The 19,445-nt window shown below is 70.0% G+C and carries 21 protein-coding genes, 1 tRNA gene and 1 pseudogene; 15 read left to right on the top strand and 8 right to left on the bottom strand.

Annotated features, from left to right (window positions below):
- Positions 1-381 precede the first annotated feature (381 nt).
- The 7 genes from AB0M67_RS21665 to AB0M67_RS21635 all read left to right on the top strand — a co-directional run bounded on the left by AB0M67_RS21665 (position 382) and on the right by AB0M67_RS21635 (position 7,543).
- Positions 382-864: a CarD family transcriptional regulator gene (locus AB0M67_RS21665; protein WP_003953493.1), complete on the top strand. Its 483-nt coding sequence runs from the start codon at positions 382-384 to the stop codon at positions 862-864.
- A gap of 320 nt (positions 865-1,184) precedes the next feature.
- Complete coding sequence (ispD, locus tag AB0M67_RS21660; protein ID WP_365747704.1) at positions 1,185-1,931, top strand: 2-C-methyl-D-erythritol 4-phosphate cytidylyltransferase; 747 nt, start codon at positions 1,185-1,187, stop codon at positions 1,929-1,931.
- The gene (ispF, locus tag AB0M67_RS21655) at positions 1,921-2,430 is read left to right on the top strand and encodes a 2-C-methyl-D-erythritol 2,4-cyclodiphosphate synthase (RefSeq protein ID WP_365747702.1); all 510 of its coding nucleotides are present in this window, start codon (positions 1,921-1,923) and stop codon (positions 2,428-2,430) included. The genes ispD and ispF overlap by 11 nt, the downstream gene beginning before the upstream one ends.
- 227 nt (positions 2,431-2,657) lie before the next feature.
- Positions 2,658-3,062 (top strand): PPOX class F420-dependent oxidoreductase, encoded by a 405-nt coding sequence (locus AB0M67_RS21650; protein WP_365747700.1) that lies wholly within the window; start codon positions 2,658-2,660, stop codon positions 3,060-3,062.
- A gap of 93 nt (positions 3,063-3,155) precedes the next feature.
- On the top strand, positions 3,156-4,556 hold the full coding sequence (gene cysS, locus AB0M67_RS21645) for a cysteine--tRNA ligase (protein WP_365747698.1): 1,401 nt from the start codon (positions 3,156-3,158) through the stop codon (positions 4,554-4,556).
- 117 nt (positions 4,557-4,673) lie between these two features.
- Positions 4,674-5,624, top strand: coding sequence for a 23S rRNA (guanosine(2251)-2'-O)-methyltransferase RlmB (rlmB, locus tag AB0M67_RS21640; protein ID WP_365747696.1), 951 nt, complete (start codon positions 4,674-4,676; stop codon positions 5,622-5,624).
- 104 nt (positions 5,625-5,728) lie between these two features.
- Positions 5,729-7,543 carry a DoxX family protein gene (locus AB0M67_RS21635; RefSeq protein ID WP_365747694.1) on the top strand — a complete coding sequence of 605 codons (1,815 nt, stop codon included), beginning with the start codon at positions 5,729-5,731 and terminating at the stop codon, positions 7,541-7,543.
- Between the two features lie 140 nt (positions 7,544-7,683).
- On the opposite strand, the gene AB0M67_RS21630 is transcribed toward AB0M67_RS21635, so the two are convergent.
- From AB0M67_RS21630 to ugpC, 3 genes are all read right to left on the bottom strand, one after another.
- Entirely contained in the window at positions 7,684-8,478 is a 795-nt protein-coding gene (locus AB0M67_RS21630) for a nucleotidyltransferase family protein (RefSeq protein WP_365747692.1), read from the bottom strand.
- Between the two features lie 51 nt (positions 8,479-8,529).
- On the bottom strand, positions 8,530-8,952 hold the full coding sequence (locus tag AB0M67_RS21625; protein WP_365747690.1) for a hypothetical protein: 423 nt from the start codon (positions 8,950-8,952) through the stop codon (positions 8,530-8,532).
- Positions 8,953-9,229: 277 nt separating this feature from the next.
- Positions 9,230-10,354 carry a sn-glycerol-3-phosphate ABC transporter ATP-binding protein UgpC gene (gene ugpC / locus AB0M67_RS21620; RefSeq protein WP_249952196.1) on the bottom strand — a complete coding sequence of 375 codons (1,125 nt, stop codon included), beginning with the start codon at positions 10,352-10,354 and terminating at the stop codon, positions 9,230-9,232.
- 203 nt (positions 10,355-10,557) lie between these two features.
- Here ugpC and AB0M67_RS21615 point away from each other — a divergent pair.
- From AB0M67_RS21615 to AB0M67_RS21600, 4 genes and pseudogenes are all read left to right on the top strand, one after another.
- Positions 10,558-10,634 (top strand) — tRNA-Thr (locus AB0M67_RS21615).
- A gap of 215 nt (positions 10,635-10,849) precedes the next feature.
- Positions 10,850-11,008: a hypothetical protein gene (locus tag AB0M67_RS21610; RefSeq protein ID WP_365747688.1), complete on the top strand. Its 159-nt coding sequence runs from the start codon at positions 10,850-10,852 to the stop codon at positions 11,006-11,008.
- Positions 10,975-11,132, top strand: a pseudogene (locus tag AB0M67_RS21605) (N-acetylmuramoyl-L-alanine amidase); the annotation flags it as partial. The gene AB0M67_RS21610 and the pseudogene AB0M67_RS21605, both read left to right, overlap by 34 nt.
- 52 nt (positions 11,133-11,184) lie before the next feature.
- Positions 11,185-11,436, top strand: coding sequence for a hypothetical protein (locus AB0M67_RS21600; protein ID WP_365747686.1), 252 nt, complete (start codon positions 11,185-11,187; stop codon positions 11,434-11,436).
- A 136-nt stretch (positions 11,437-11,572) separates the two neighbouring features.
- Here the strand turns inward: AB0M67_RS21600 and AB0M67_RS21595 are convergent, their stop codons facing one another.
- The 3 genes from AB0M67_RS21595 to AB0M67_RS21585 all read right to left on the bottom strand — a co-directional run bounded on the left by AB0M67_RS21595 (position 11,573) and on the right by AB0M67_RS21585 (position 14,639).
- Positions 11,573-11,971 (bottom strand): hypothetical protein, encoded by a 399-nt coding sequence (locus AB0M67_RS21595; RefSeq protein ID WP_365747684.1) that lies wholly within the window; start codon positions 11,969-11,971, stop codon positions 11,573-11,575.
- Positions 11,972-12,687: 716 nt separating this feature from the next.
- A complete protein-coding gene (locus AB0M67_RS21590; RefSeq protein ID WP_365747682.1) occupies positions 12,688-13,173 on the bottom strand; it encodes a hypothetical protein in 486 nt (161 codons plus the stop codon).
- A gap of 11 nt (positions 13,174-13,184) precedes the next feature.
- Positions 13,185-14,639, bottom strand: a complete 1,455-nt coding sequence (locus tag AB0M67_RS21585; RefSeq protein WP_365747680.1) for a helix-turn-helix domain-containing protein — start codon at positions 14,637-14,639, stop codon at positions 13,185-13,187.
- 161 nt (positions 14,640-14,800) lie between these two features.
- Here AB0M67_RS21585 and AB0M67_RS21580 point away from each other — a divergent pair, with 161 nt between their 5' ends.
- Positions 14,801-15,283 (top strand): hypothetical protein, encoded by a 483-nt coding sequence (locus tag AB0M67_RS21580; protein WP_365747678.1) that lies wholly within the window; start codon positions 14,801-14,803, stop codon positions 15,281-15,283.
- Positions 15,280-15,660 (top strand): DUF6415 family natural product biosynthesis protein, encoded by a 381-nt coding sequence (locus AB0M67_RS21575; protein ID WP_365747676.1) that lies wholly within the window; start codon positions 15,280-15,282, stop codon positions 15,658-15,660. The genes AB0M67_RS21580 and AB0M67_RS21575 overlap by 4 nt, the downstream gene beginning before the upstream one ends.
- Positions 15,661-15,795: 135 nt before the next feature.
- Here AB0M67_RS21575 and AB0M67_RS21570 read toward each other — a convergent pair whose 3' ends face one another.
- The gene (locus AB0M67_RS21570; RefSeq protein WP_365747674.1) at positions 15,796-17,271 is read right to left on the bottom strand and encodes an FAD-dependent oxidoreductase; all 1,476 of its coding nucleotides are present in this window, start codon (positions 17,269-17,271) and stop codon (positions 15,796-15,798) included.
- Complete coding sequence (locus AB0M67_RS21565; protein WP_365747672.1) at positions 17,268-17,960, bottom strand: rhomboid-like protein; 693 nt, start codon at positions 17,958-17,960, stop codon at positions 17,268-17,270. The genes AB0M67_RS21570 and AB0M67_RS21565 overlap by 4 nt, the downstream gene beginning before the upstream one ends.
- On the opposite strand from AB0M67_RS21565, the gene AB0M67_RS21560 reads away from it, so the two are divergent.
- Complete coding sequence (locus tag AB0M67_RS21560) at positions 17,943-18,875, top strand: aminoglycoside phosphotransferase family protein (protein WP_365747671.1); 933 nt, start codon at positions 17,943-17,945, stop codon at positions 18,873-18,875. The two genes, AB0M67_RS21565 and AB0M67_RS21560, sit on opposite strands and share 18 nt — an antisense overlap.
- A 25-nt stretch (positions 18,876-18,900) precedes the next feature.
- Positions 18,901-19,380 (top strand): GNAT family N-acetyltransferase, encoded by a 480-nt coding sequence (locus AB0M67_RS21555; protein WP_365747670.1) that lies wholly within the window; start codon positions 18,901-18,903, stop codon positions 19,378-19,380.
- Positions 19,381-19,445 lie beyond the last annotated feature (65 nt).

Genomic DNA, 19,445 nt, shown 5'->3' with positions numbered 1-19,445 from the left:
CCTTACGAATACCGTGCGAGGGGCCATGGTGATCAAATTCAGAATCCCTCGTACTTCCGCGGTACTTCCGATGTACTTCCGTCGCACTTCCCCTCGTACGAGTGACCGACATCCGAACGGAGTACGGGAACTTCGCCCCCTAGAATCCGACAAATCGGGACGTTCGGCCACTTCAGGAGGCGTTCCGCGACGGGTGGCGCGCGCGTTTCCGGGTGCCCGCGCAGCCGCTCCGACCTGCGAATACCCCCTTCCGGAAGCTGCTCGCAGCACGTTCCTGGCGCTGTTGTCAAGCCCCGAGATGCGCCCTGACCTGCGAAAACGCCATTCAGAAGATGCCATTCTCGTGTTACCCTGGATAGCCACGGAAGGGGTACCTGTCACATGACGTTCAAGGTTGGCGACACCGTGGTCTATCCCCATCACGGGGCCGCGCTGATCGAGGCCATCGAAACGCGCCAGATCAAAGGCGTGGACAAGACCTACTTGGTGCTCAAGGTCGCCCAGGGCGACTTGACGGTGCGTGTACCGGCGGACAATGCGGAGTTCGTCGGCGTGCGCGATGTGGTCGGTCAGGACGGGCTGGACCGGGTCTTCGAGGTGCTCAGGGCACCGTACGCAGAGGAACCGACGAACTGGTCCCGTCGCTACAAGGCAAATCTCGAAAAGCTCGCCTCCGGCGATGTCATCAAGGTCGCCGAAGTCGTGCGCGACCTGTGGCGCCGGGAACGTGAGCGCGGACTCTCCGCAGGTGAGAAGCGCATGCTCGCCAAGGCGCGGCAGATTCTTGTCAGCGAGCTGGCTCTCGCGGAGAACACGAATGAAGACAAGGCCGAGGCTCTGCTCGACGAGGTCCTCGCGTCCTGAATATCTTGACGCAGTGAAGCACTAGCACTGAATGCCGTGGTGCCCGCTGACCAGCTATGAGGAAAAGGCTGCGTCGCCGGGCGCTGCGGCATGCCCGTATACCCGCATCCCGTCCGACATTCCGTATACATCCCCCGTACACATTCACTTGTCGTGATACTCGCGACACGCATGTGTCGTGTCGCGACGTGTCCGCCTCATGGCCGGCGCGGTACGTCTCGACCCGGGTGTCACGGAAGGGTCCGGTCAAGGCGTCGCGCCCGGCACGCTGTGGCCATACCCATGTCGGCCGAGGAAACAAACCTGCCGGAGTGCAACCGATGTCAGAGGAAGCCAGGCCCCACCGCACCGCCGCGGTGATCCCCGCCGCAGGCCGGGGCGTACGGCTCGGTCCCGGCGCCCCCAAGGCGCTCCGCACCCTGGGCGGCACACCGATGCTGATCCACGCCGTCCGCGCGATGGCCGCGTCCCGTGCCGTCTCGCTCGTCGTCGTGGTCGCGCCGCCCGAGGGCGCCCCCGAGGTCAAGAACCTCCTCAACGAACACGCGCTGCCCGAGCGCACGGACTATCTCGTCGTACCCGGCGGTGAGACCCGCCAGGAGTCGGTACGGCTCGGTATCGAGGCCCTCCCCGACGGCATCACCGCGGTCCTGGTCCATGACGCGGCCCGCCCGCTCGTGCCCGTCGACACCGTGGACGCCGTGATCGAGGCCGTACGCGACGGAGCGCCCGCCGTCGTGCCCGCGCTGCCGCTCGCGGACACCGTCAAGCAGGTCGAGCCCCGGGCGAAGGGCGAGCCCGAGCCGGTCGTCGCCACCCCCGAGCGAGCGCTGCTGCGCGCCGTACAGACCCCGCAGGGCTTCGACCGCGAGACGCTCCAGCGGGCCCATCGCAGCGAGACGGCGGTCGGTGAGGGCGCCACGGACTGCGCCGGTATGGTCGAACGGCTCGGCGCGCCCGTGGTGGTCGTACCGGGACACGAGGAGGCGTTCAAGGTGACCCGGCCGCTGGATCTGGTGCTGGCCGAGGCGGTACTCGCCCGGAGGAGGGCCAACGATGGCTTCTGACAGCCTGCCGCCAGTGGCCGTGGCGCTGCCGCGGGTCGGAATCGGCACCGATATCCACGCCTTCGAGGAGGGCCGCGAGCTGTGGTGCGCGGGCCTGCTCTGGGAGGGCGAGGGCCCCGGACTCGCCGGCCACTCCGACGCGGACGTCGTCGCGCACGCCGCCTGCAACGCGCTGTTCTCCGCGGCCGGCCTCGGCGATCTGGGGGCCCACTTCGGCACCGGCCGCCCCGAGTGGTCGGGCGCGTCCGGGATCACCCTCCTCACGGAGGCCGCCAGGATCGTCCGGGCCGGGGGCTTCACGATCGGCAATGTCGCCGTCCAGGTCGTGGGCGTGCGGCCGAAGATCGGCAAGCGGCGGGAAGAGGCGCAGAAGGTACTCTCCGCGGCGGTCGGCGCGCCGGTCTCGATCTCCGCCGCCACCTCCGACGGGCTCGGCTTCACCGGCCGGGGCGAGGGGCTGGCCGCGATCGCCACGGCGCTGGGGGTACGGAACGGCTGACCGGCCGACAACCGGCCGGCCGGCGACTGCCCGGCCCACGGCTGACGGCCGGCGACCGCCCCGCCCACGGCTGACGGCCGCGACCGACGGCCCGCGAACGACGCCCGCCGACCGACCGGCCTGAAATACCGGTCGGCGGGCGTGGGTTGGGGGAGCATCGGCGGATACGCGAACCAGCGTTCGCCCCTCCGGTTCACCCCCGTGTGCCAGGTATCAGGAAGGCAGTCATGTCAGCCGAACTCTCCGAGGACCTCAAGCAGCTCCTCGACGGGCCGATCTTCGTCAACATCGCCACCATCCAGCCCGACGGCAGCCCGCAGGTGTCGCCGGTCTGGGTGAAGCGCGACGGGAACGACGTGCTCATCTCGACGACCGTCGGCCGCCGCAAGGAGCAGAACCTGCGCCGTGACCCCCGGGTGACGGTCGTCGCGCAGCCCGCCGACGCCCCGTACACGTACGCGGAGATCCGCGGCACCGCGGATCTCACCACCGAGGGCGGCCAGGAACTGATCAACGAGCTGTCGCTCAAGTACACCGGCAAGCCGTACGCCGAGTTCAACCCGGCCTCCGCCGACGACGCCGAGCGTGTCGTCGTCCGTATCACCCCGCGCAAGGTCGTCGGCCGCGTCTGACCTCGGCCGGCCGGGGAAACAATTGTCACGCTTCGGTGTCCCCGCGGCCCAAAGGGTCGCGGGGCACTACCCCGGGCGCACTACCCTTGTCGCGTGACTATTCGGCTGTACGACACCGGTGCCCGGCAGATCCGTGACTTCACCCCGCTCACGCCGGGCTGTGTCTCGATCTACCTGTGTGGCGCCACCGTGCAGGCCGCGCCCCACATCGGGCACATCAGGTCGGGACTGAACTTCGACATCATGCGCCGCTGGTTCGAGTACCGCGGCTACGACGTGACGTTCATCCGCAACGTCACGGACATCGACGACAAGATCATCACCAAGTCGGCCGCCCAGGGCCGGCCGTGGTGGGCGATCGGCTACGAGAACGAGCGCGCCTTCAACGCGGGCTACGACGTCCTCGGCTGCCTGCCCCCCACCTACGAACCGCGCGCCACCGGCCACATCACCGAGATGATCGAGATGATGCGCGGCCTGATCGAGCGTGGTCACGCGTACGAGGCAGACGGCAACGTCTACTTCGACGTCCGCTCCTTCCCCGGCTATCTGGAGCTGTCCAACCAGGACCTGGACGATCTGCGCCAGCCCTCGGGGGAGGGCGAGACCGGCAAGCGCGACCAGCGGGATTTCGCCATGTGGAAGGCCGCCAAGCCCGGCGAGCCGTCCTGGGAGACCCCCTGGGGACGAGGCAGGCCCGGCTGGCACCTGGAGTGCTCGGCCATGGCCCACAAGTACCTGGGCACCGTCTTCGACATCCACGGCGGCGGCATCGACCTGATCTTCCCGCACCACGAGAACGAGATCGCGCAGGCCAAGGCGTACGGCGACGAGTTCGCCAAGTACTGGGTGCACAACGCCTGGGTCACCATGAGCGGCGAGAAGATGTCCAAGTCGCTCGGCAACTCGGTGCTGGTCTCCGAGATGGTCAAGCACTGGCGCCCGATCGTGCTGCGCTACTACCTCGGCACCCCGCACTACCGCTCGATGATCGAGTACAGCGAGGAGGCCCTGCGCGAGGCGGAGTCCGCCTTCGCGCGGATCGAGGGCTTCGTCCAGCGGGTCGTGGAGAAGGCCGGGGGCGTGGTGGAGCCGGCCGGGGAGGTGCCGCCCGCCTTCGCCGAGGCCATGGACGACGACCTCGGTGTCCCGCAGGCGCTGGCGGTCGTCCACACCACCGTCCGCCAGGGCAACTCCGCGCTCGCCGCCGACGACAAGGAAGCGGCCGTCGCCCGGCTCGCCGAGGTACGGGCCATGCTCGGAGTCCTCGGTCTGGACCCGCTCGACCCGCACTGGGCCGGCGAGACGGACCGCGGCGAAGATCTGCACGGCGTCGTGGACACGCTCGTACGGCTCGTACTGGAACAGCGCGAGGCGGCGCGCGGTCGCAAGGACTGGGCCTCCGCCGACGCCATCCGGGACCAGCTCCAGCAGACCGGACTCGTTATCGAGGACGGCCCGACGGGCCCGCGCTGGACGCTCGGACCGCGCTGACCTGGGCATATGTGCCGCCCGGCGCTCCGGGCGGCACACTTGCGTACGCTGACGCGTAAAACTTGACGTCGCGCACGCACGTCCGAAACACCTCTGAAGCAACGAAACAGGTAGGTCATGGCCGGGAACAGCCAGCGCAGGAACCGCCGCACGTCCAACAAGAAGGGCGCGCAGGTCGGCAGCGGTGGCAAGCGACGCCGCGGGCTTGAGGGCAAGGGCCCGACACCGCCCGCGTCCGCGCGCAAGGGCCATGTCCAGAACCGCGCCGCCAACGCCAAGGCCAAGCAGACCGCGCGCCGCCAGGTCGCCCGTCGCGGCGGCAAGGGCACCAGCGAGATGGTCGTCGGCCGCAACCCCGTCTTCGAGGCGCTGCGCGACGGCGTGCCCGCCTCGATGCTCTACGTACAGCAGTTCATCGACAACGACGAGCGTGTCCGTGAGGCGCTCCAGCTCGCGGCCGACCGCGGTGGCATCCATCTGATGGAGGCGCCCAAGCCCGAGCTGGACCGGATGACGAACGGCCTGAACCACCAGGGCCTCGTCCTCCAGGTCCCGCCGTACGAGTACGCCCACCCCGACGACCTCGCCGCCGCGGCCTTCGACGACGGTGAGGACCCGCTGATCGTCGCGCTCGACGGGGTCACCGACCCGCGCAACCTCGGCGCGGTCGTCCGCTCCGTCTCCGCCTTCGGCGGGCACGGTGTCGTCGTACCGGAGCGGCGCGCCGCCGGGATGACGGCCGGTGCGTGGAAGTCGTCGGCCGGTACGGCGGCCCGCACGCCGGTCGCCCGCTGCACCAACCTGACCCGCACGCTTGAGGCGTACAAGAAGGCGGGCCTGACCGTCGTCGGCCTCGCGGCGGACGGCGAGGCCGAGGTCGGTGACCTCGAAGCGCTCGGCGGTCCCGTCGTGATCGTCGTCGGCAGCGAGGGCAAGGGGCTGTCCCGGCTGGTCGGCGAGACCTGCGATGTCCGGCTCCGGATCCCGATGCCGGGCGGCGCCGAGTCGCTGAACGCCGGGGTCGCCGCGGGAGTGGTGCTGTACGAGGCGTCGCGCCGCCGGTCCTGAGGGCGGTCCGCGCGACCCTGAACGGGCCTCCGTAGTGATCTTGACGGGTCTCGGACATTTCCCGCGCGTCAAGGCAGTGTCCTAAACACAAGTCACTCGGTTAGATGAGTGTGGACACCAGAACGCCCCGGCCCGGGTTCGACGATCAGCCCCCGCTGAGCATGCTCAAAGTGGACTGCGACCCCGCGCAGGTCATCGTGAACCACGCCAGCTTCCGGGTGAAGCTCGCAACGCCCCAGCGCCCCGGCGCCGCGCGCGCCGCGGCCGCGGACACCGCGCGTATGCCCCGCATGAGCGGTGGGGGCGGCGGGGGCGGCGGTGGAGCGGCGCGCCGCAGAGCGCCCGTCGTCTGGAGCGGGAAGTCCGAGCCGGGGGACCCCGGAGCCAGCGGACTCCTCCAGGCCGTACGGAACTCCTCCGCCCTGCCGGCGCGCGGCGCGTACCGCGACACGCCCGGTCTGCCAGAAGCACCCGGAAGGGGGTACGACGCCGGGGCCACCCAGGTCATCCCGCGGATCGATGTGGAAGGCGACACGACGGTACCGACACCCGTCGTCGGCCCCCGCGTGGGCGAACCAGCCCCGGCCGGTGCCCCCCGCACCACCGCCACACCACTGCTGCCGCCCATGCGGCAGGCGGTCGGCGCGTACGACACGGCCCCCGACACCGACGCGCGCCACGACTCCACCCGCTACGACTCCACCCGCTACGACTCCGGCTACGACGCCGGATACGGCGCGCCCGACGAGGAGCCGTATGAGCTCGGCCCCGACTCCGACGAGCGGGACCGCTCCCTGCGGCACGGCGCGGAGGGCGCGCGCGCCGGCGACGCGGGCGTACGGCACGCGTACTACCCGGGCCGCCGGATGAACCTCGGCGTGGTGCTGCTCCCGCTCCGCGTCTTCCTCGGTTTCATCTCGATCTACGCCGGCATGGGCAAGCTCTGCGACCCCGTCTACTTCGACGGCGGCGAGCGCGGCTCGATGGTGAAGTGGCTCAACTCCCTGCACCCCTGGGCCCTCGCGGAACCGCTGCGGGACTTCGCGCTCTCCCACCCCGTCGGCGCGGGACTCAGCGTCGCCTTCCTCCAGATCGTGGTCGGCGTACTGACGGTCCTCGGCCTCTGGCAGCGGGTCGCCGCCTCCTTCGGGGCGCTGCTCTCGGCGGCGCTGCTGCTGACCGTCAGCTGGCGGACCGTCCCGGCGTACGACGCGCCCGACATCATCTACCTCGCCGCCTGGTCCCCGCTGATCATCGCGGGCGCCCCGGTCTACTCCGTGGACGGGCGGCTCGCGGGCGAGGCCTGGCGCAGGCTCGGGCCCCGCTCCGAGATCTGGGATCTGCGGCGCCGGGTGCTGCGCCGGGGCGCGGTCGTGGCGACCGTCGTCATCGGTCTCACGCTGCTGGTCGGCTCGGTCCTGGGCGGCGCCGTACGCTCCGCCGAGATGGTGACCGTGCCGGGACCCAATGTGGACCCGGTCAACCAGCTGCCGGGCGTCCCGCTGCCGCAGAAGCGCGGCGGAGGCACCAGCAGCGCGTCCGGTTCGCCCGACAGCGGTGCTGCCGAGGGCGGTTCGTCGTCCGAGCCGTCCGCGAGCCGCTCGGGCAGCCCCACCGCCCCGCAGACCGCGCCCGGCAGTGACGGGCAGGTCCGCGAGAGCGGGGGCGCCACGACGGGTACGGGACGGATTCAGCAGCCCCCCAGCCAGACACAGGGCACCGTCCAGCAGGCCCCGCGGACGGCGGAGCAGGCGCCGCCGCCGTCCAGCAGCCAGGGACCGGCCTCCACGGGCGGTACGGGCGGCGACGGAAGCGGCGGAGGCAGCGGCAGCGGCAGCAGCGGGGACGGGGGAGCCGGCACCGGAGGCTCGTCCTCGGGCGGCGGCAACCGCAACCCGATCGGCGGCCTGCTCGGCTGACGTCGTCACGTAAGCCGACCGAGGACAGGAACTGAGGGCAGGAACTCAGGGCGGGAACTCGGGGCGGGAACCGAGAGCAGGACCGAGGGGCGGCCACCCGAGCGGGGTGGCCGCCCCTCACTGGTCGCCCAGGAGGGCCGTCAGCGTCCTACGGGGCTTCCGGGGCTCCCGGGATGCCCGGGAAGGGGCGCGGCGCCCGTGACGGGGCCCGCAGGGCGCCCGGGGCCGCCGGCCGCCAGCTCCTTGGCCGCCTCCGTGAGGTCCTTCGCGGTGTCGATGGCCCGCCAGTACGCCCCGTTCGGCAGCGGATAGCCCGCCAGCCGGCGCTGCCGCGCCAGCCGGGGGAAGGTGGTCCGCTCGTGGTCGCCGCGATCGGGCAGCAACTCGACGAAGCCCGTGGAGAACACGTACACCCCCGCGTTGATCAGATACGGCGACGGGGGCGACTCGATGAAGTCGAGGACATGACCGAACTCGTCCGTCTCGACGGCCCCCCACGGGATCCGCGGCCGGGCGAGCGCGAGTGTCGCGGTCGCGTCACGCTCGGCGTGGAACGCGGCCATCTCGCGCAGCGAGAAACGCGTCCAGATGTCGCCATTGGTGGCGTACCAGGGCTGATCGGGGGCGGGCAGGCGCGCGGCGGCGTACTTGAGGCCGCCGCCGCGCCCCAGCGGCTCGGGCTCCACCACGGTGGTGACACGCAGCGGAAGATCCGCCGAGTCCAGCCATTCCTGGAGGACTTCGGCGAGATGGCCGCACGAGATGACGACATCGGTCACGCCCTCGGCGGCGAGCCAGGAAAGCTGATGGCCGATGATCGGGGTCCCCGTTCCGGGGATCTCGACCATCGGCTTGGGCCGGTCATCGGTGTACGGGCGCAGCCGCGACCCCTGGCCGCCCGCGAGAACCACGGCCTGCGTCGGATACGTATGCATGCCGTGAACGATAGGCGGGCCGGACAAGGAGCCGGCGGTCAGTCCCCGCGGTCAGCTCCCCGCGCTCTGCTGGGAGACGCCGTACGCGAACGAGGTGTCGCACACGGGACGCGAGAAGGACTGCGCGCGCGTCGGGCCGTAGGAGGCCACGGCGGCGCGGCCGAGGGCCCGCGCGATCGACATGCAGTGCTTGGCGAGCGACGGGCGCTCCTCGACCTGCCGCTGAAGGTGCGTCAGGGCGATGCCGGGATCCTTCTCCTGAAGCTCCACGAGGAGCTGGTCGCGCAGAATGTCCTGGGGTGTACGGGACTTGGCCCGGACCGATGCGGTGTCCGAAGAGGCGGTCAGGACCTGCGACTCGGAGTTGCTGGCCGCCCACGGGACGCGGGCGACCGCGAGGGTCCCGGAGAGCACCAGGACGACGGGCAGTACGAGAGCGAGAGTTCGGCCGATACGGCGGGCTGTGTGGGTCACGCAGGCGAGCGTAGCGGTCAGTAATGATTTGGCGACATTTAGTCACTCGTGTGAGGGATGGTTCGACCGGACTTTTCGAATCGGGTGTTGACGCGCCCTGTCCGAAATGGCCGGTCTGCCGGGGTATTTGTCGACAGACGCGGACGGCCCCGCACCGGAGTGCGGGGCCGTGCGGACGAATTCGGACCGGGGGCTCTGCGGGCGCGTCAGCCGTACGCGCCGTGCGCGCCCGTAAACCTGCCGTCCTGGCCGTTCTTCGGCCGTTCCGGCTGTACCCCTAGTCGGTCAGACGCTCACCGGTCGAGGTCGAGAAGACATGCGTCTCACCGGCGCGCGGGACGACATGCAGCTTGGCGCCCTTCTCCGGTACGGCGCGGCCGTTGACGCGGACCACGAGGTCCTTCTTCTCGCTGCCGAGGTCGGCGGTGCCGTAGACGTAACCGTCGGCACCCAGCTCCTCGACGACATTGACGGTCACGGCCAGACCGGCCGGAGCGTCCTTGGAGAGCGCGCCACCGGCGCCGCTCTCCTCCGCGAGATCGAAGTGCTCGGGGCGGACACCGACCGTGACGGTCTTGTCACCCTTGTCCGCGGCGGCGGCGAGCGCGTCACGGGAGACCGGCACGACGCTGTTGCCGAACTTCACACCACCGTCGGTGATCGGCACCTCGACCAGGTTCATGGCCGGGGAGCCGATGAAGCCGGCGACGAAGAGGTTGTTGGGGCGGTCGTACATGTTGCGCGGCGAGTCGACCTGCTGGAGCAGACCGTCCTTGAGAACCGCCACCCGGTCGCCCATGGTCATGGCCTCGACCTGGTCGTGGGTCACGTACACCGTCGTGATGCCGAGGCGGCGCTGGAGCGACGCGATCTGCGTACGGGTGGAGACACGGAGCTTGGCGTCGAGGTTCGACAGCGGCTCGTCCATGAGGAACACCTGCGGCTCACGCACGATGGCGCGCCCCATCGCGACACGCTGCCGCTGACCACCGGAGAGGGCCTTCGGCTTGCGGTCGAGGTACTCGGTGAGGTCGAGGATCTTCGCGGCCTCTTCGACCTTCTTGCGGATCTCCGCCTTGTTCACACCGGCGATCTTGAGCGCGAAGCCCATGTTGTCGGCGACGGACATGTGCGGGTACAGCGCGTAGTTCTGGAACACCATGGCGATGTCCCGGTCCTTCGGCGGCAGATGCGTGACATCGCGGTCACCGATACGGATGGCGCCGCCGTTGACGTCCTCAAGACCCGCGAGCATGCGCAGGGAGGTCGACTTGCCGCAGCCGGACGGACCGACGAGGACGAGGAACTCGCCATCCTCGATCTCGATCTCCAGCTGGTCGACAGCGGGCTTGGTGGAACCCGGGTAAACGCGGGTTGCCTTGTCGAACGAGACAGTTGCCATGGCGATGTGTCCCCTCACCGGCAGGAACGTGCCGGACGATCCGAGTAAAGGAGTGGGTCCTCCGCCGGGGGCGGAGGATGGGTCTAGTCCACCTGGGTGAACTTGAGGTGACGGTACCTGTCCATTACTGATCTGTCAGTAGTCCTGCACGAACGAAATTTCTGGCGGAGCGGTGATCGAAGCCGGTTACACTGCTCGGGCATGCCTCCTTAGCTCAGTTGGCCAGAGCAACGCACTTGTAATGCGTAGGTCGTCGGTTCGAATCCGACAGGGGGCTCCAGCTGGAGGCCAGGTCAGGGAGTATTTGCTCCTCGGCCTGGCCTTTTTCTTCTGGCTCCTGCGTGAGCGGTGCGTGAGGTGCATGAGCGGAGGTGTCGGGCACCGTCTTCCGGGCACGGGGGACGGCCGCCGCCGCGCGCTCGGTCAGCTCCTCCTCGTACTCCTCGAACAGCTCCATGTACGGCCCTGGGCCACTCTTCATGCCCTGGGAGGCACATGCCTGATGAAGTTCTCACGCCGCCCCGGCTGTTCACGCTGGAGCGCGACCACGACGTCACGGGAGTCTCCGGCACCGGGACAGTGGCCGACGGCGTTGTCCGGCCGGACGGCACCGTCTCGATTCGAGCCTGCCGGGCCCGCTGTGCCACGGTGTGATCGCCAAGGACGGCACCGTGTATCTGGCAATGGCACGGACCCGTGGCCGGCCGCCCAGCTGGAGGCGATAGAGAAGGCCGCGGCGGCCATCTGCCCGGCAAGCGGCTGGTCGCGGAGGGGGGTGCGGACGGTACGAGGTGGGCCCGGGGGGGCACCGAGACCGTACGGGACCGTCAGTGACCACCCCGCCCGACCCAGGCGTGTACAGCAGCTCCACCCAGACGTATCAGGAGGTACAGAAGCTGGGCAGGGGAGTTGACCGCATCGAAATGAAGCTGGACGAGGTCCTCCGGGAGACCTCGGACATTCGTGGCGACGTCGCCGATCACGAGTCCCGGCTCCGCGTGCTGGAGCGTGCTCGGTGGCCTCTGCCCACGATCACCGCCCTGGCCGCTGTCGCCGCCGTGGTGATCGCGCTCTACCGCTGACCCGCACGCGCCACGCCCCTCCGTCCAGCTTCCGGGCTGGAGAGAGGGGCGCTCTCCGCGTTCCCCGCCTAAGGCGCCCTCAGCAGCCGAGGACCTTGCCGGCGTCCTGCTCCGGGTCGCGTTGGGACTACCGCGGTTACACCCAGACGCTTCTCTGGGTTCCCCAGCCCCAAGCGCCGAGGGCTTCGCCGCCATAGGCACCTGCCTGGACGTACACACGCCCATCCGGACGCAGACGGCCCGTTTCCCTGATCGCCGTTGTTGTCGGCCTGTCGGTGCAGGGCCCTCGCGTATACCGCCAGCTTTCGGCACTGGACCCGAAAGCCAGGCTCCAAAGCTGATCCGGTCCCTGTTTGCGGACGCACCGGGCTGTCACGGTGCCTTTCAGTTCATACCGATCACCGGTCCGGGTGACCGTGCCCTTGATGTCCACGTCGTAGTAATTCTGGGCATAGTTACTGCCCGACTTGTAGGTCACATGGAAATCCTTTGACGCGGCAGCCGCGGGGTTGATCCCGCTCAGCGTGACCAGCACCGCCGTTACCGCACAGAGCGCGAACCGGACCGTGGCCCGGCAGGCCCCAACCGCCCATTGCCTGGACGTCATCGTTCCTCCAGAGGAGTCGAAGAAGTTCGGATCTCTCGCTGGGACTGTCGAGGAGAGGAAACCGCGAGGCCCGGGTCACGGGGTTCTTCACCACCGCGCCCGGGCCCTGGACCGACGGGGAGTCAATACGGCGCCTGCCGTGATCAGCCGACAGAGAACCTTGACCACCTCGCCCTCCGGTATCGACCGCAATACCCCACTACGTACAATCCCGCTCCTCACCCTGCCCGCAACGACCCCCGGCATAGCCGAGGCGCGGCAGGACAACCCCAAGGGGTGACAGGGGAAAAACGTGGGTTCGATACGGCCGGGCCACCAGCCGGGCTGAAGGAAGCCTGATCGCCCTCTACCGCTGACCCGCACGCACCGCGCCCCCTGTCTCGCCTTCACGGGCTGGGCAGGTGGCATTTTCGTCGGTCAGGTCCGCTGGTCAGGCTCGCACGTGTAGAAGATCACCGGCGCTCCGTCAGGGACGTCAGTCCCGGAGGCCCGGAGCGGCGTACACGCGTCCGCGTAAACGACTTCACACCGCCGCGTCCCTGCTCTCCTAACGGGAGGGCGGGGGCGCTTTCGTGGGTATATCCGAGGTACCGGAGCCGATTGCCACGAGGCGGATCTAAGCAGGTTCCCCGCCCCCGGGACGATCAGGCCCGCCGCGTGGCGCCTTCCGGCCATACGACATCCACCGGAAGCCCCGCCTCACGAGCCAGCAGCACCGTGTCGGCTGTGCCGCCACCCTTCCCAGAGGGAGGCGTCCCGTCCCACACCGCAACGAGCCGATCACCGCGCTCCAGAAGAAGCGCGTTCGCCTCCTCGTACGCCGCCCTGTTCGCCGTCTCGTTCGGCAGCGTTACCACCTCAACAGCGGCCTCCACGAGATGGTCGAAGACCGGGGCGTGATCCCCCTTCACCTTCTTCGCCCGGTAGTCCACGGAGGGAATCAGCACGACGAGGCGCCCGCCGAGGGCCGCCACCTCTTCCGCGAAGAGACTGTCCGATCCAGCGGCAATGCACGACACCCCGACAAGGTCATCACGGTACGGCTCCAGCACCTTGCGCAAAGCAGCCCGTACGAGCGGAACACTTTCCTCGGCAAGATCCATGTGCCCAGTCACAGACAGCGTCGTCATGCGTCCACCCCTCAGCTCGACAGAAGATCGCGGATACTATCTCGCGCCTCGCGGACCGTACGCGATGCGCTACGGCCCACCGTGTACGGGTAGAGCTGGCCGAGTTGACCATGGACCCTTCCCGACTGGGTAAGCCGGGCTGCCGCAACGGCCCGGTGGGTCTCCTCCACTGCGCCCGTGATGTCACCCACCAGGAAGCGGCACTCGGCAAGGCCAATCCTGTCGAGCGCGTGCGAGCGGCCGGCCTCGGGCCCGCGCGAGGAGAGCGCGCTGCGGATCTCTGCGGCCGCTCGGTCGGCATGCTGGCGCGGGTCCTGCCGGGCGAGATCGAGCAGCCGCCCGCCGGTGACGCCAGCCAGCTCGGCTCCGTCGAAGTAGGCGATCCAATACGGCTCTTCCTCACCGGGGCCTGCCGCAGCGAGCGCTTCGGCGGCGCGCGCGGTCGCACGCTCGAAGCCTGCTGTGCGGCCTTGGGCCGCGTAGGCCCACGCTTCGCGTGTGTGGAGCATCGCTCGAACCCGTGGACCGATGACGTCGCGCGCGCCTTCCTGCGCGAGCTGGATGAGCTGGAGCGCATCGTCGGGGCGGTCGTGGTAGAGCATCTGTCTGGCCATCCCGGCCAGGACGTTGGCACCGAACACCTTGTCCGCGCCCGCGTGCGCAGACCGCAGGGCGAGCCGGTAGTACTCCTGTGCTCTCCGATGGAGGCCGGAGTCCCAGGCCATCGTCGCGGCGGTCCCGGCGAGCTGCGCCATGATGCGGTACAGACGGGTTTCGATCGTTGGGGCCTGGTGCTCATCGAGGGCACTGGCGATCTCGCTGAGCTGGCCAAGCACGGCCTTACGCCGGAGGCCGCCGCCGTACTGGTGGTCCCACTGCCGGAACGCCTTCGCGGTGGTCTCCAGCTCGTGTATCTCGCGCATTCCCAGACGGCCGCGGCGGGGCGGCACAGGGGTTGCGGCAGCTGGTTGGAGCCATCCTTCAAGTGAGTCGAGTAGGGCTGCGCCAGTCACCGCCGCTCCGGCCAGGGCGCGCGTCGTCGCGCGGCGGTCCATCACGAGATCACTCCTCGTCAGGTCTGCGGCCAGGCCGACGGTGGCGTCGGGTCGCCACGGGACATCGGTCGTGTCGGGTTGGCCGCCCGGCGACTCTGGCGGGCGCTGTTGTTGTGTCTGTTGGCTCTCCCACGGGCGGGACGCCAGGCCAAGCAGGGCTCCGGGGATGCGGAGCCCGTCGGCGATCCGGCACACCACCTCGAAGCTGGTGACGCGCTGGCTGCCGCTGATGATCGTGCTCACCTTGCCGGGAGTGAGCTGGCAGGCCGACGCGATCCGGTTCTGGGAGAGGCCGCCCCACTTTTTGATCAGGGTGAAGACGGCGGCGAAGTCGTGCTCGATCAGTGCTGCCCGGAGGTCTTCTCTGTCGAGGACTTCGGGGGCGAGCGGGCCGAGGGTGGTGGCGTCCATCTGGGCCGACTTCCGGGGGCGATCCTACGCACGCGAGCGCGCCTTCCTGGAGCTGCAACGAGTGTATTACCGCCTCGGTAACCCCCGCTGGTCATCCCGGTTTTGAGGAAATCGCCAGAGGCTACTGGTGGATCGAAACCGACACGATGACAGGGGCAGCCGTGCATGCCAACGCACAGACCGAGAGCGCGATCGCCCGGTGGCTGACGTCTTCCAGCCAGGCCCCCGCTGTCGCCCACGAGGCGTGGCAGGACGGCCGACCGGCGATGCTGCGCACCGGCAACCCCTACGACGCGGTACGGATGCCGCTGACGCTGGTCCACGCGGCGGCCGGGAGCAGCGCCCCGGACGTCGTGGCCGGCGTCCTGGCCGAGGTTCTTGACGGGCCGGTGATCTGCCAACCGGGCACCTGGTACTACGCGCTCGTACCGTCGGGGACCTGCGAGACCTGGCGCTCGGCGGATGCCCTGGTCCGCGGTCCGGGTGCCTGGCTCGGAATTCCTCGGCCGGACCGCACGGAGCCGACGCCCGTCACCCCGTACTGGGCCGTCCCCGTGGAGCAGGCGGGAAAGCTGTGTTCCGCTGCGGCCGTGGCCGAGCTGCTCCGAGTCGGGCGGACGAGGCTGGAAGGTACAGCCCGGTGACCGCTGACGAGAACACCCGCCAGACCCCCAACCTGAGCGCCGTGCGGGCAACCATCGACCAAGCCGACGCTGTCGGCCGTAGCGTCGGCACCCTCGCCGATCTCACGGATATCGCCGACCAACTCCAGGCCCACATCGAAGCGCTGCTGCCTGCGGCCCGCGCGATCGCCGAGCAGATGTGGCGCGGCGACACCCCCTGGTACAGCCTCACGGCACGGCTCGACCTCGCGCAGGGCATGGACCGCGGCCGGGCCCTTCCCGTACACCTTGCTCACCGAGTCCAGGTGTACGGCCGCGGCCTGCTCCCGCCGGATCGTCGGTGTCCCGGGGCCCGGGCCCGGGCCGGGGCCGTTGTCGGGGCCGTGGTCGGGCGATAAGCCGGAGTCCTGTGCCGACACGTGGTCTCTCCTGTCTGGGAGTTGCCGCACCGACCCGCGGGAGTCGGCAGGCGTCCCTGGAGTCACCAGTGTCCCTGGCGTCTCTCCGTGCCCCTCGGCCGGAGGTGTTGTTCGTCAGCGGCCCGCGATGCGGTTGGCCGCGCGGGCCAGGGGGTGGGACCGCGGGGTGGGGGACGTCGTCTCCTTGTGGTCCGCCGTGCGGTAGGCCGCGTACATGCCGTGGACGCCGAGCCAGCGGAAGGGTTCCGGTTCCCAGTTGCGGACCTTGTGGTTGACCCAGGGGAGCGTAGTCAGGTCCGTGGGGCCCGACTGGCCGGAGTCCTGTTGGATCAGGTCGCGGAGGGTGCGGGCCGCGAGATTGGTGGTGGCTACGCCGGAGCCCACGTAGCCGCCGGCCCAGCCCAGGCCCGTGGTGCGGTCGAGGGTGACGGTGGCGCACCAGTCGCGTGGGACGCCGAGGACGCCGGACCAGGCGTGGTCGATACGGACGCCCGCGGTGGTGGGGAAGAAGTCGACCAGGATGTCGCGCAGGGCCTCGATGGTGGCGGGGTCGGTGCCGGAGGGGTGACCGAGGCGGGCCGCCCTGGAGCCGTAGCGGTACGGGTAGCCGCGTCCGCCGAGGGCGATGCGGTCGTCGGCGGTGCGTTGCGCGTACATATAGGCGTGGGCCATGTCGCCGAGGGTTTCGCGGCCGTCCCAGCCGATGGTGTCCCAGATCTCGGCGGGGAGCGGCTCGGTGGCGATCATCGACGAGTTCATCGGGAGCCAGGCGCGGCGGGCGCCCTTGAGGGTGGCGGTGAAGCCTTCTGTGCAACGCAGGATGTAGGGCGCGCGGACGGTGCCGTACGGGGTGATGGCGTGCTTCGGCTTGATCTCGGTGACGGGTGTCGACTCGTGGATCGTGACGCCGAGTGCCTCGACGGCCGCGGCGAGGCCTTTGACCAGTTTGGCGGGGTGCAGCCGGGCGCCGTGCGGGGTCCAGCTGGAGCCGACGGCTCCGGTGACCCGGACGCGTTCGGCGGTCTCGCGGGCGCCGTGGAGGGTGCGGTCGGTCTCGCCGAAGGCGATCTCGACGGTGTGGAACTCCTTGAGGCGGGCGAGTTGGGCGGGTGTGCGGGCGACTTCGAGGACGCCGCCCCGGTGGATGTCGGCGTCGATCTTCTCTTCGTCGGCGACGCGTATGACCTCGGCGACGGTGTCGTTCATGGCCTTCTGGAGGCGTACGGCGGACTCGTGGCCGTGCAGTTCGGCGTAGCGGTCGCGGCCCGCGACGCCGTTGTAGAGCCAGCCGCCGTTGCGTCCGGAGGCTCCGTAGCCGCAGAACTTGCCTTCCAGGACGGTGATGTTGAGGAACGGGACGGCCTTCTTGAGGTAGTACGCGGTCCACAGGCCGGTATAGCCGCCGCCGACGATGCAGACGTCGGCGGTGGCGTCGCCGGGGAGCGGTTCGCGGGGGGCGGGGATGCCGTCCTTCGCGTACCAGAAGGAGATGCCGCCGTTGCTCGTGCCGGTGCCGGTGCCGGTGCCGGTGCCGGTGCCGCTGCCGTCGCCGGTGTGTCTGTCGCTGCCGCCGTTGTTCGCGCTGGTCATGAGGGTGTTCGTACACCGCTGCCCGTACGCCTGTCCAGGGTGAGCGGGTAGCAGGCGAGGCCGATCAGGACCGCGGTGAAGTGGCCGACGTCGGTGAAGCTGCGGCCGGCGATCAGCGGGGTGCCGAAGAAGATGAGGACGGCGCCGAGGTAGGGCAGATGCCAGGGCTTCGGAACGCGGTACGTCAGGACGGCGACGACGCCGACGAGCGCGTAGCTGACCCCGACGTCGAGCGTGTTCACGGCGGACTGCGGGGCGTGGCCGTGGTGGATGGCCCAGCTCAGGACGCCTTCGCTGATCAGCGTGGCGCCGATGTGCGCGAGGGCGACGACGGCGAGCCAGCGCGTGGTGCCGAGCCAGTGTTCCGCCGGGGCGTGGAAGACCGTGTAGAGCACGGCGTACGGGGCCCACGCGCCGCCGCCGATCCAGAAGGCGCTGACGACGAGCACCCGGACCGGGTCGGTGGACAGCTCATGGATGTTGGTGGAGCTCTGACGCAGGACGTCCTCTTCGAACTCCGGTGACATGCGGTGGAGGGCGACGGTGGTGACGAAGAGGGCCGCCAGCCAGAGATAGGTGCCGGGGCGCTCCTGATCCAGTCGATCCCGGCGCGGGCCGCGCGGCGGGCCCGGGGGCGGGCCGAGGGGAGGGCCACGGGGAGGAAACGGCGCATGGGCCGATTCACCCATGCTCGTAGGATCGGTGACGTGATTGACATTCCGACGGAGCTGGCGGAAACACAGTCGAAGTTCCTGGGCGAGGCGGGCCGCGCCTTCATCGCGGCGCTGCCGGGCCGGGCGGCGGACTTCCTGGAGCGGTGGGAGCTGCGCCGTACCGGCCCGTCGATGTACGGCATGTGCGCGCTGGTGCTGCCGGTGGAGCGGGCGGACGGTACACCCGCCGTGCTGAAGCTCCAGCACCTGGACGAGGAGTCGGCCGGGGAGCCGGTGGCGCTGCGGGTGTGGGGCGGCGACGGCGCCGTACGGCTGCTGGCGTACGACGACGGGACGGGCACGCTGCTGCTGGAGCGGCTCGACACCCGGGATCTGAACGAGGTGGAGTCGCGCGAGGCGGTCCGGATCATCGCGGAGCTGCTGGCGCGGCTGACGTCGGTGCCGGCCCCGGCGGGGATGCGCGGCCTGGGAGACATCGCCGCGCGCATGCTCGACGGCGTACCGGTGGCGTCGCGATCGCTGCCGGACGAGACCGAGCGGAGGCTGCTGCGGGACTGCGCGGCGGCGGTGCGCGAGGTGGCGGGCGAGCCCGGGGACCGGTTGCTGCACTGGGATCTGCACTACGAGAACGTGCTCGCCTCGCACCCCGCCGACGCGCGGGAACCGTGGCTGGCGATCGACCCGAAGCCGCTGGCGGGCGACCCGGGGTTCGATCTGATGCCGGCTCTCGACAACCGGTTCGACGCGGCGGAGACGCTCTGGCGCTTCGATCTGATGACGGAGGTACTGGGGCTCGACCGGGAGCGGGCGCGGGCGCGGGCGTGGACGCTGGGGCGGGTGCTCCAGAACAGCTTGTGGGACATCGCGGACGGGGAGCGCGCGCTCAATCCGGAGCAGGTGTCCATCGCGCGGTCGCTGCTGGCGCGGTAGCGGGGCGACAGGGGAGTCTGGGGTCATGATTCGTACTGCCACACCCGCTGACGTTCCGGTGATCCGCGCGATGATCCGTGAGCTGGCGGAGTATGAGAAGGCCCTGGACGAGGCGCGCGCGACCGAGGAGCAGCTGCGCGAGGCGCTTTTCGGGGAGCGGCCGGCCGCGTACGCGCATATCGCGGAGACGGACGACGGGGAGCCGGTCGGGTTCGCGCTCTGGTTCCTCAATTTCTCCACGTGGCGTGGCGTCTGTGGCATCTACCTGGAGGATCTGTACGTACGTCCCGACCGGCGCGGCGGCGGGCACGGCAAGGCGCTGCTGACGGAACTGGCGCGGATCTGTGTGGAGCGCGGCTATGAGCGGCTGGAGTGGTCGGTCCTGGACTGGAACGAGCCGTCGATCGCGTTCTACCGGTCGCTGGGCGCGGTGCCGCAGGCCGAGTGGACGGTGTTCCGGCTGACGGACGGGGCGCTCGCCGAGCTGGGGGCATCGTCCCGGTAGCGGTAGCGGTAGCGGTAGCGGTAGCGGTAGCGGTAGCGGTAGCGGTGCCGTACGCGTATGGGCAG

The sequence above is a fragment of the Streptomyces sp. NPDC051662 genome (assembly GCF_040681655.1).
Lineage (GTDB): Bacteria > Actinomycetota > Actinomycetes > Streptomycetales > Streptomycetaceae > Streptomyces.
The sequence above is the reverse complement of the archived record's forward strand: the minus strand, read 5'-3'. Positions and strand labels throughout refer to the sequence as shown.

Bases quoted from the DNA above. Each gene is read 5' to 3' on its own strand.
- AB0M67_RS21665 (WP_003953493.1), top strand. From the start codon at position 382: ATGACGTTCAAGGTTGGCGACACCGTGGTCTATCCCCATCACGGGGCC.
- ispD (WP_365747704.1), top strand. From the start codon at position 1,185: ATGTCAGAGGAAGCCAGGCCCCACCGCACCGCCGCGGTGATCCCCGCC.
- ispF (WP_365747702.1), top strand. From the start codon at position 1,921: ATGGCTTCTGACAGCCTGCCGCCAGTGGCCGTGGCGCTGCCGCGGGTC.
- AB0M67_RS21650 (WP_365747700.1), top strand. From the start codon at position 2,658: ATGTCAGCCGAACTCTCCGAGGACCTCAAGCAGCTCCTCGACGGGCCG.
- rlmB (WP_365747696.1), top strand. From the start codon at position 4,674: ATGGCCGGGAACAGCCAGCGCAGGAACCGCCGCACGTCCAACAAGAAG.
- AB0M67_RS21635 (WP_365747694.1), top strand. From the start codon at position 5,729: ATGAGTGTGGACACCAGAACGCCCCGGCCCGGGTTCGACGATCAGCCC.
- AB0M67_RS21630 (WP_365747692.1), bottom strand. From the start codon at position 8,478: ATGCATACGTATCCGACGCAGGCCGTGGTTCTCGCGGGCGGCCAGGGG.
- ugpC (WP_249952196.1), bottom strand. From the start codon at position 10,354: ATGGCAACTGTCTCGTTCGACAAGGCAACCCGCGTTTACCCGGGTTCC.
- AB0M67_RS21610 (WP_365747688.1), top strand. From the start codon at position 10,850: ATGCCTGATGAAGTTCTCACGCCGCCCCGGCTGTTCACGCTGGAGCGC.
- AB0M67_RS21590 (WP_365747682.1), bottom strand. From the start codon at position 13,173: ATGACGACGCTGTCTGTGACTGGGCACATGGATCTTGCCGAGGAAAGT.
- AB0M67_RS21585 (WP_365747680.1), bottom strand. From the start codon at position 14,639: ATGGACGCCACCACCCTCGGCCCGCTCGCCCCCGAAGTCCTCGACAGA.
- AB0M67_RS21570 (WP_365747674.1), bottom strand. From the start codon at position 17,271: ATGACCAGCGCGAACAACGGCGGCAGCGACAGACACACCGGCGACGGC.
- AB0M67_RS21560 (WP_365747671.1), top strand. From the start codon at position 17,943: ATGGGCCGATTCACCCATGCTCGTAGGATCGGTGACGTGATTGACATT.
- AB0M67_RS21565 (WP_365747672.1), bottom strand. From the start codon at position 17,960: ATGGGTGAATCGGCCCATGCGCCGTTTCCTCCCCGTGGCCCTCCCCTC.
- AB0M67_RS21555 (WP_365747670.1), top strand. From the start codon at position 18,901: ATGATTCGTACTGCCACACCCGCTGACGTTCCGGTGATCCGCGCGATG.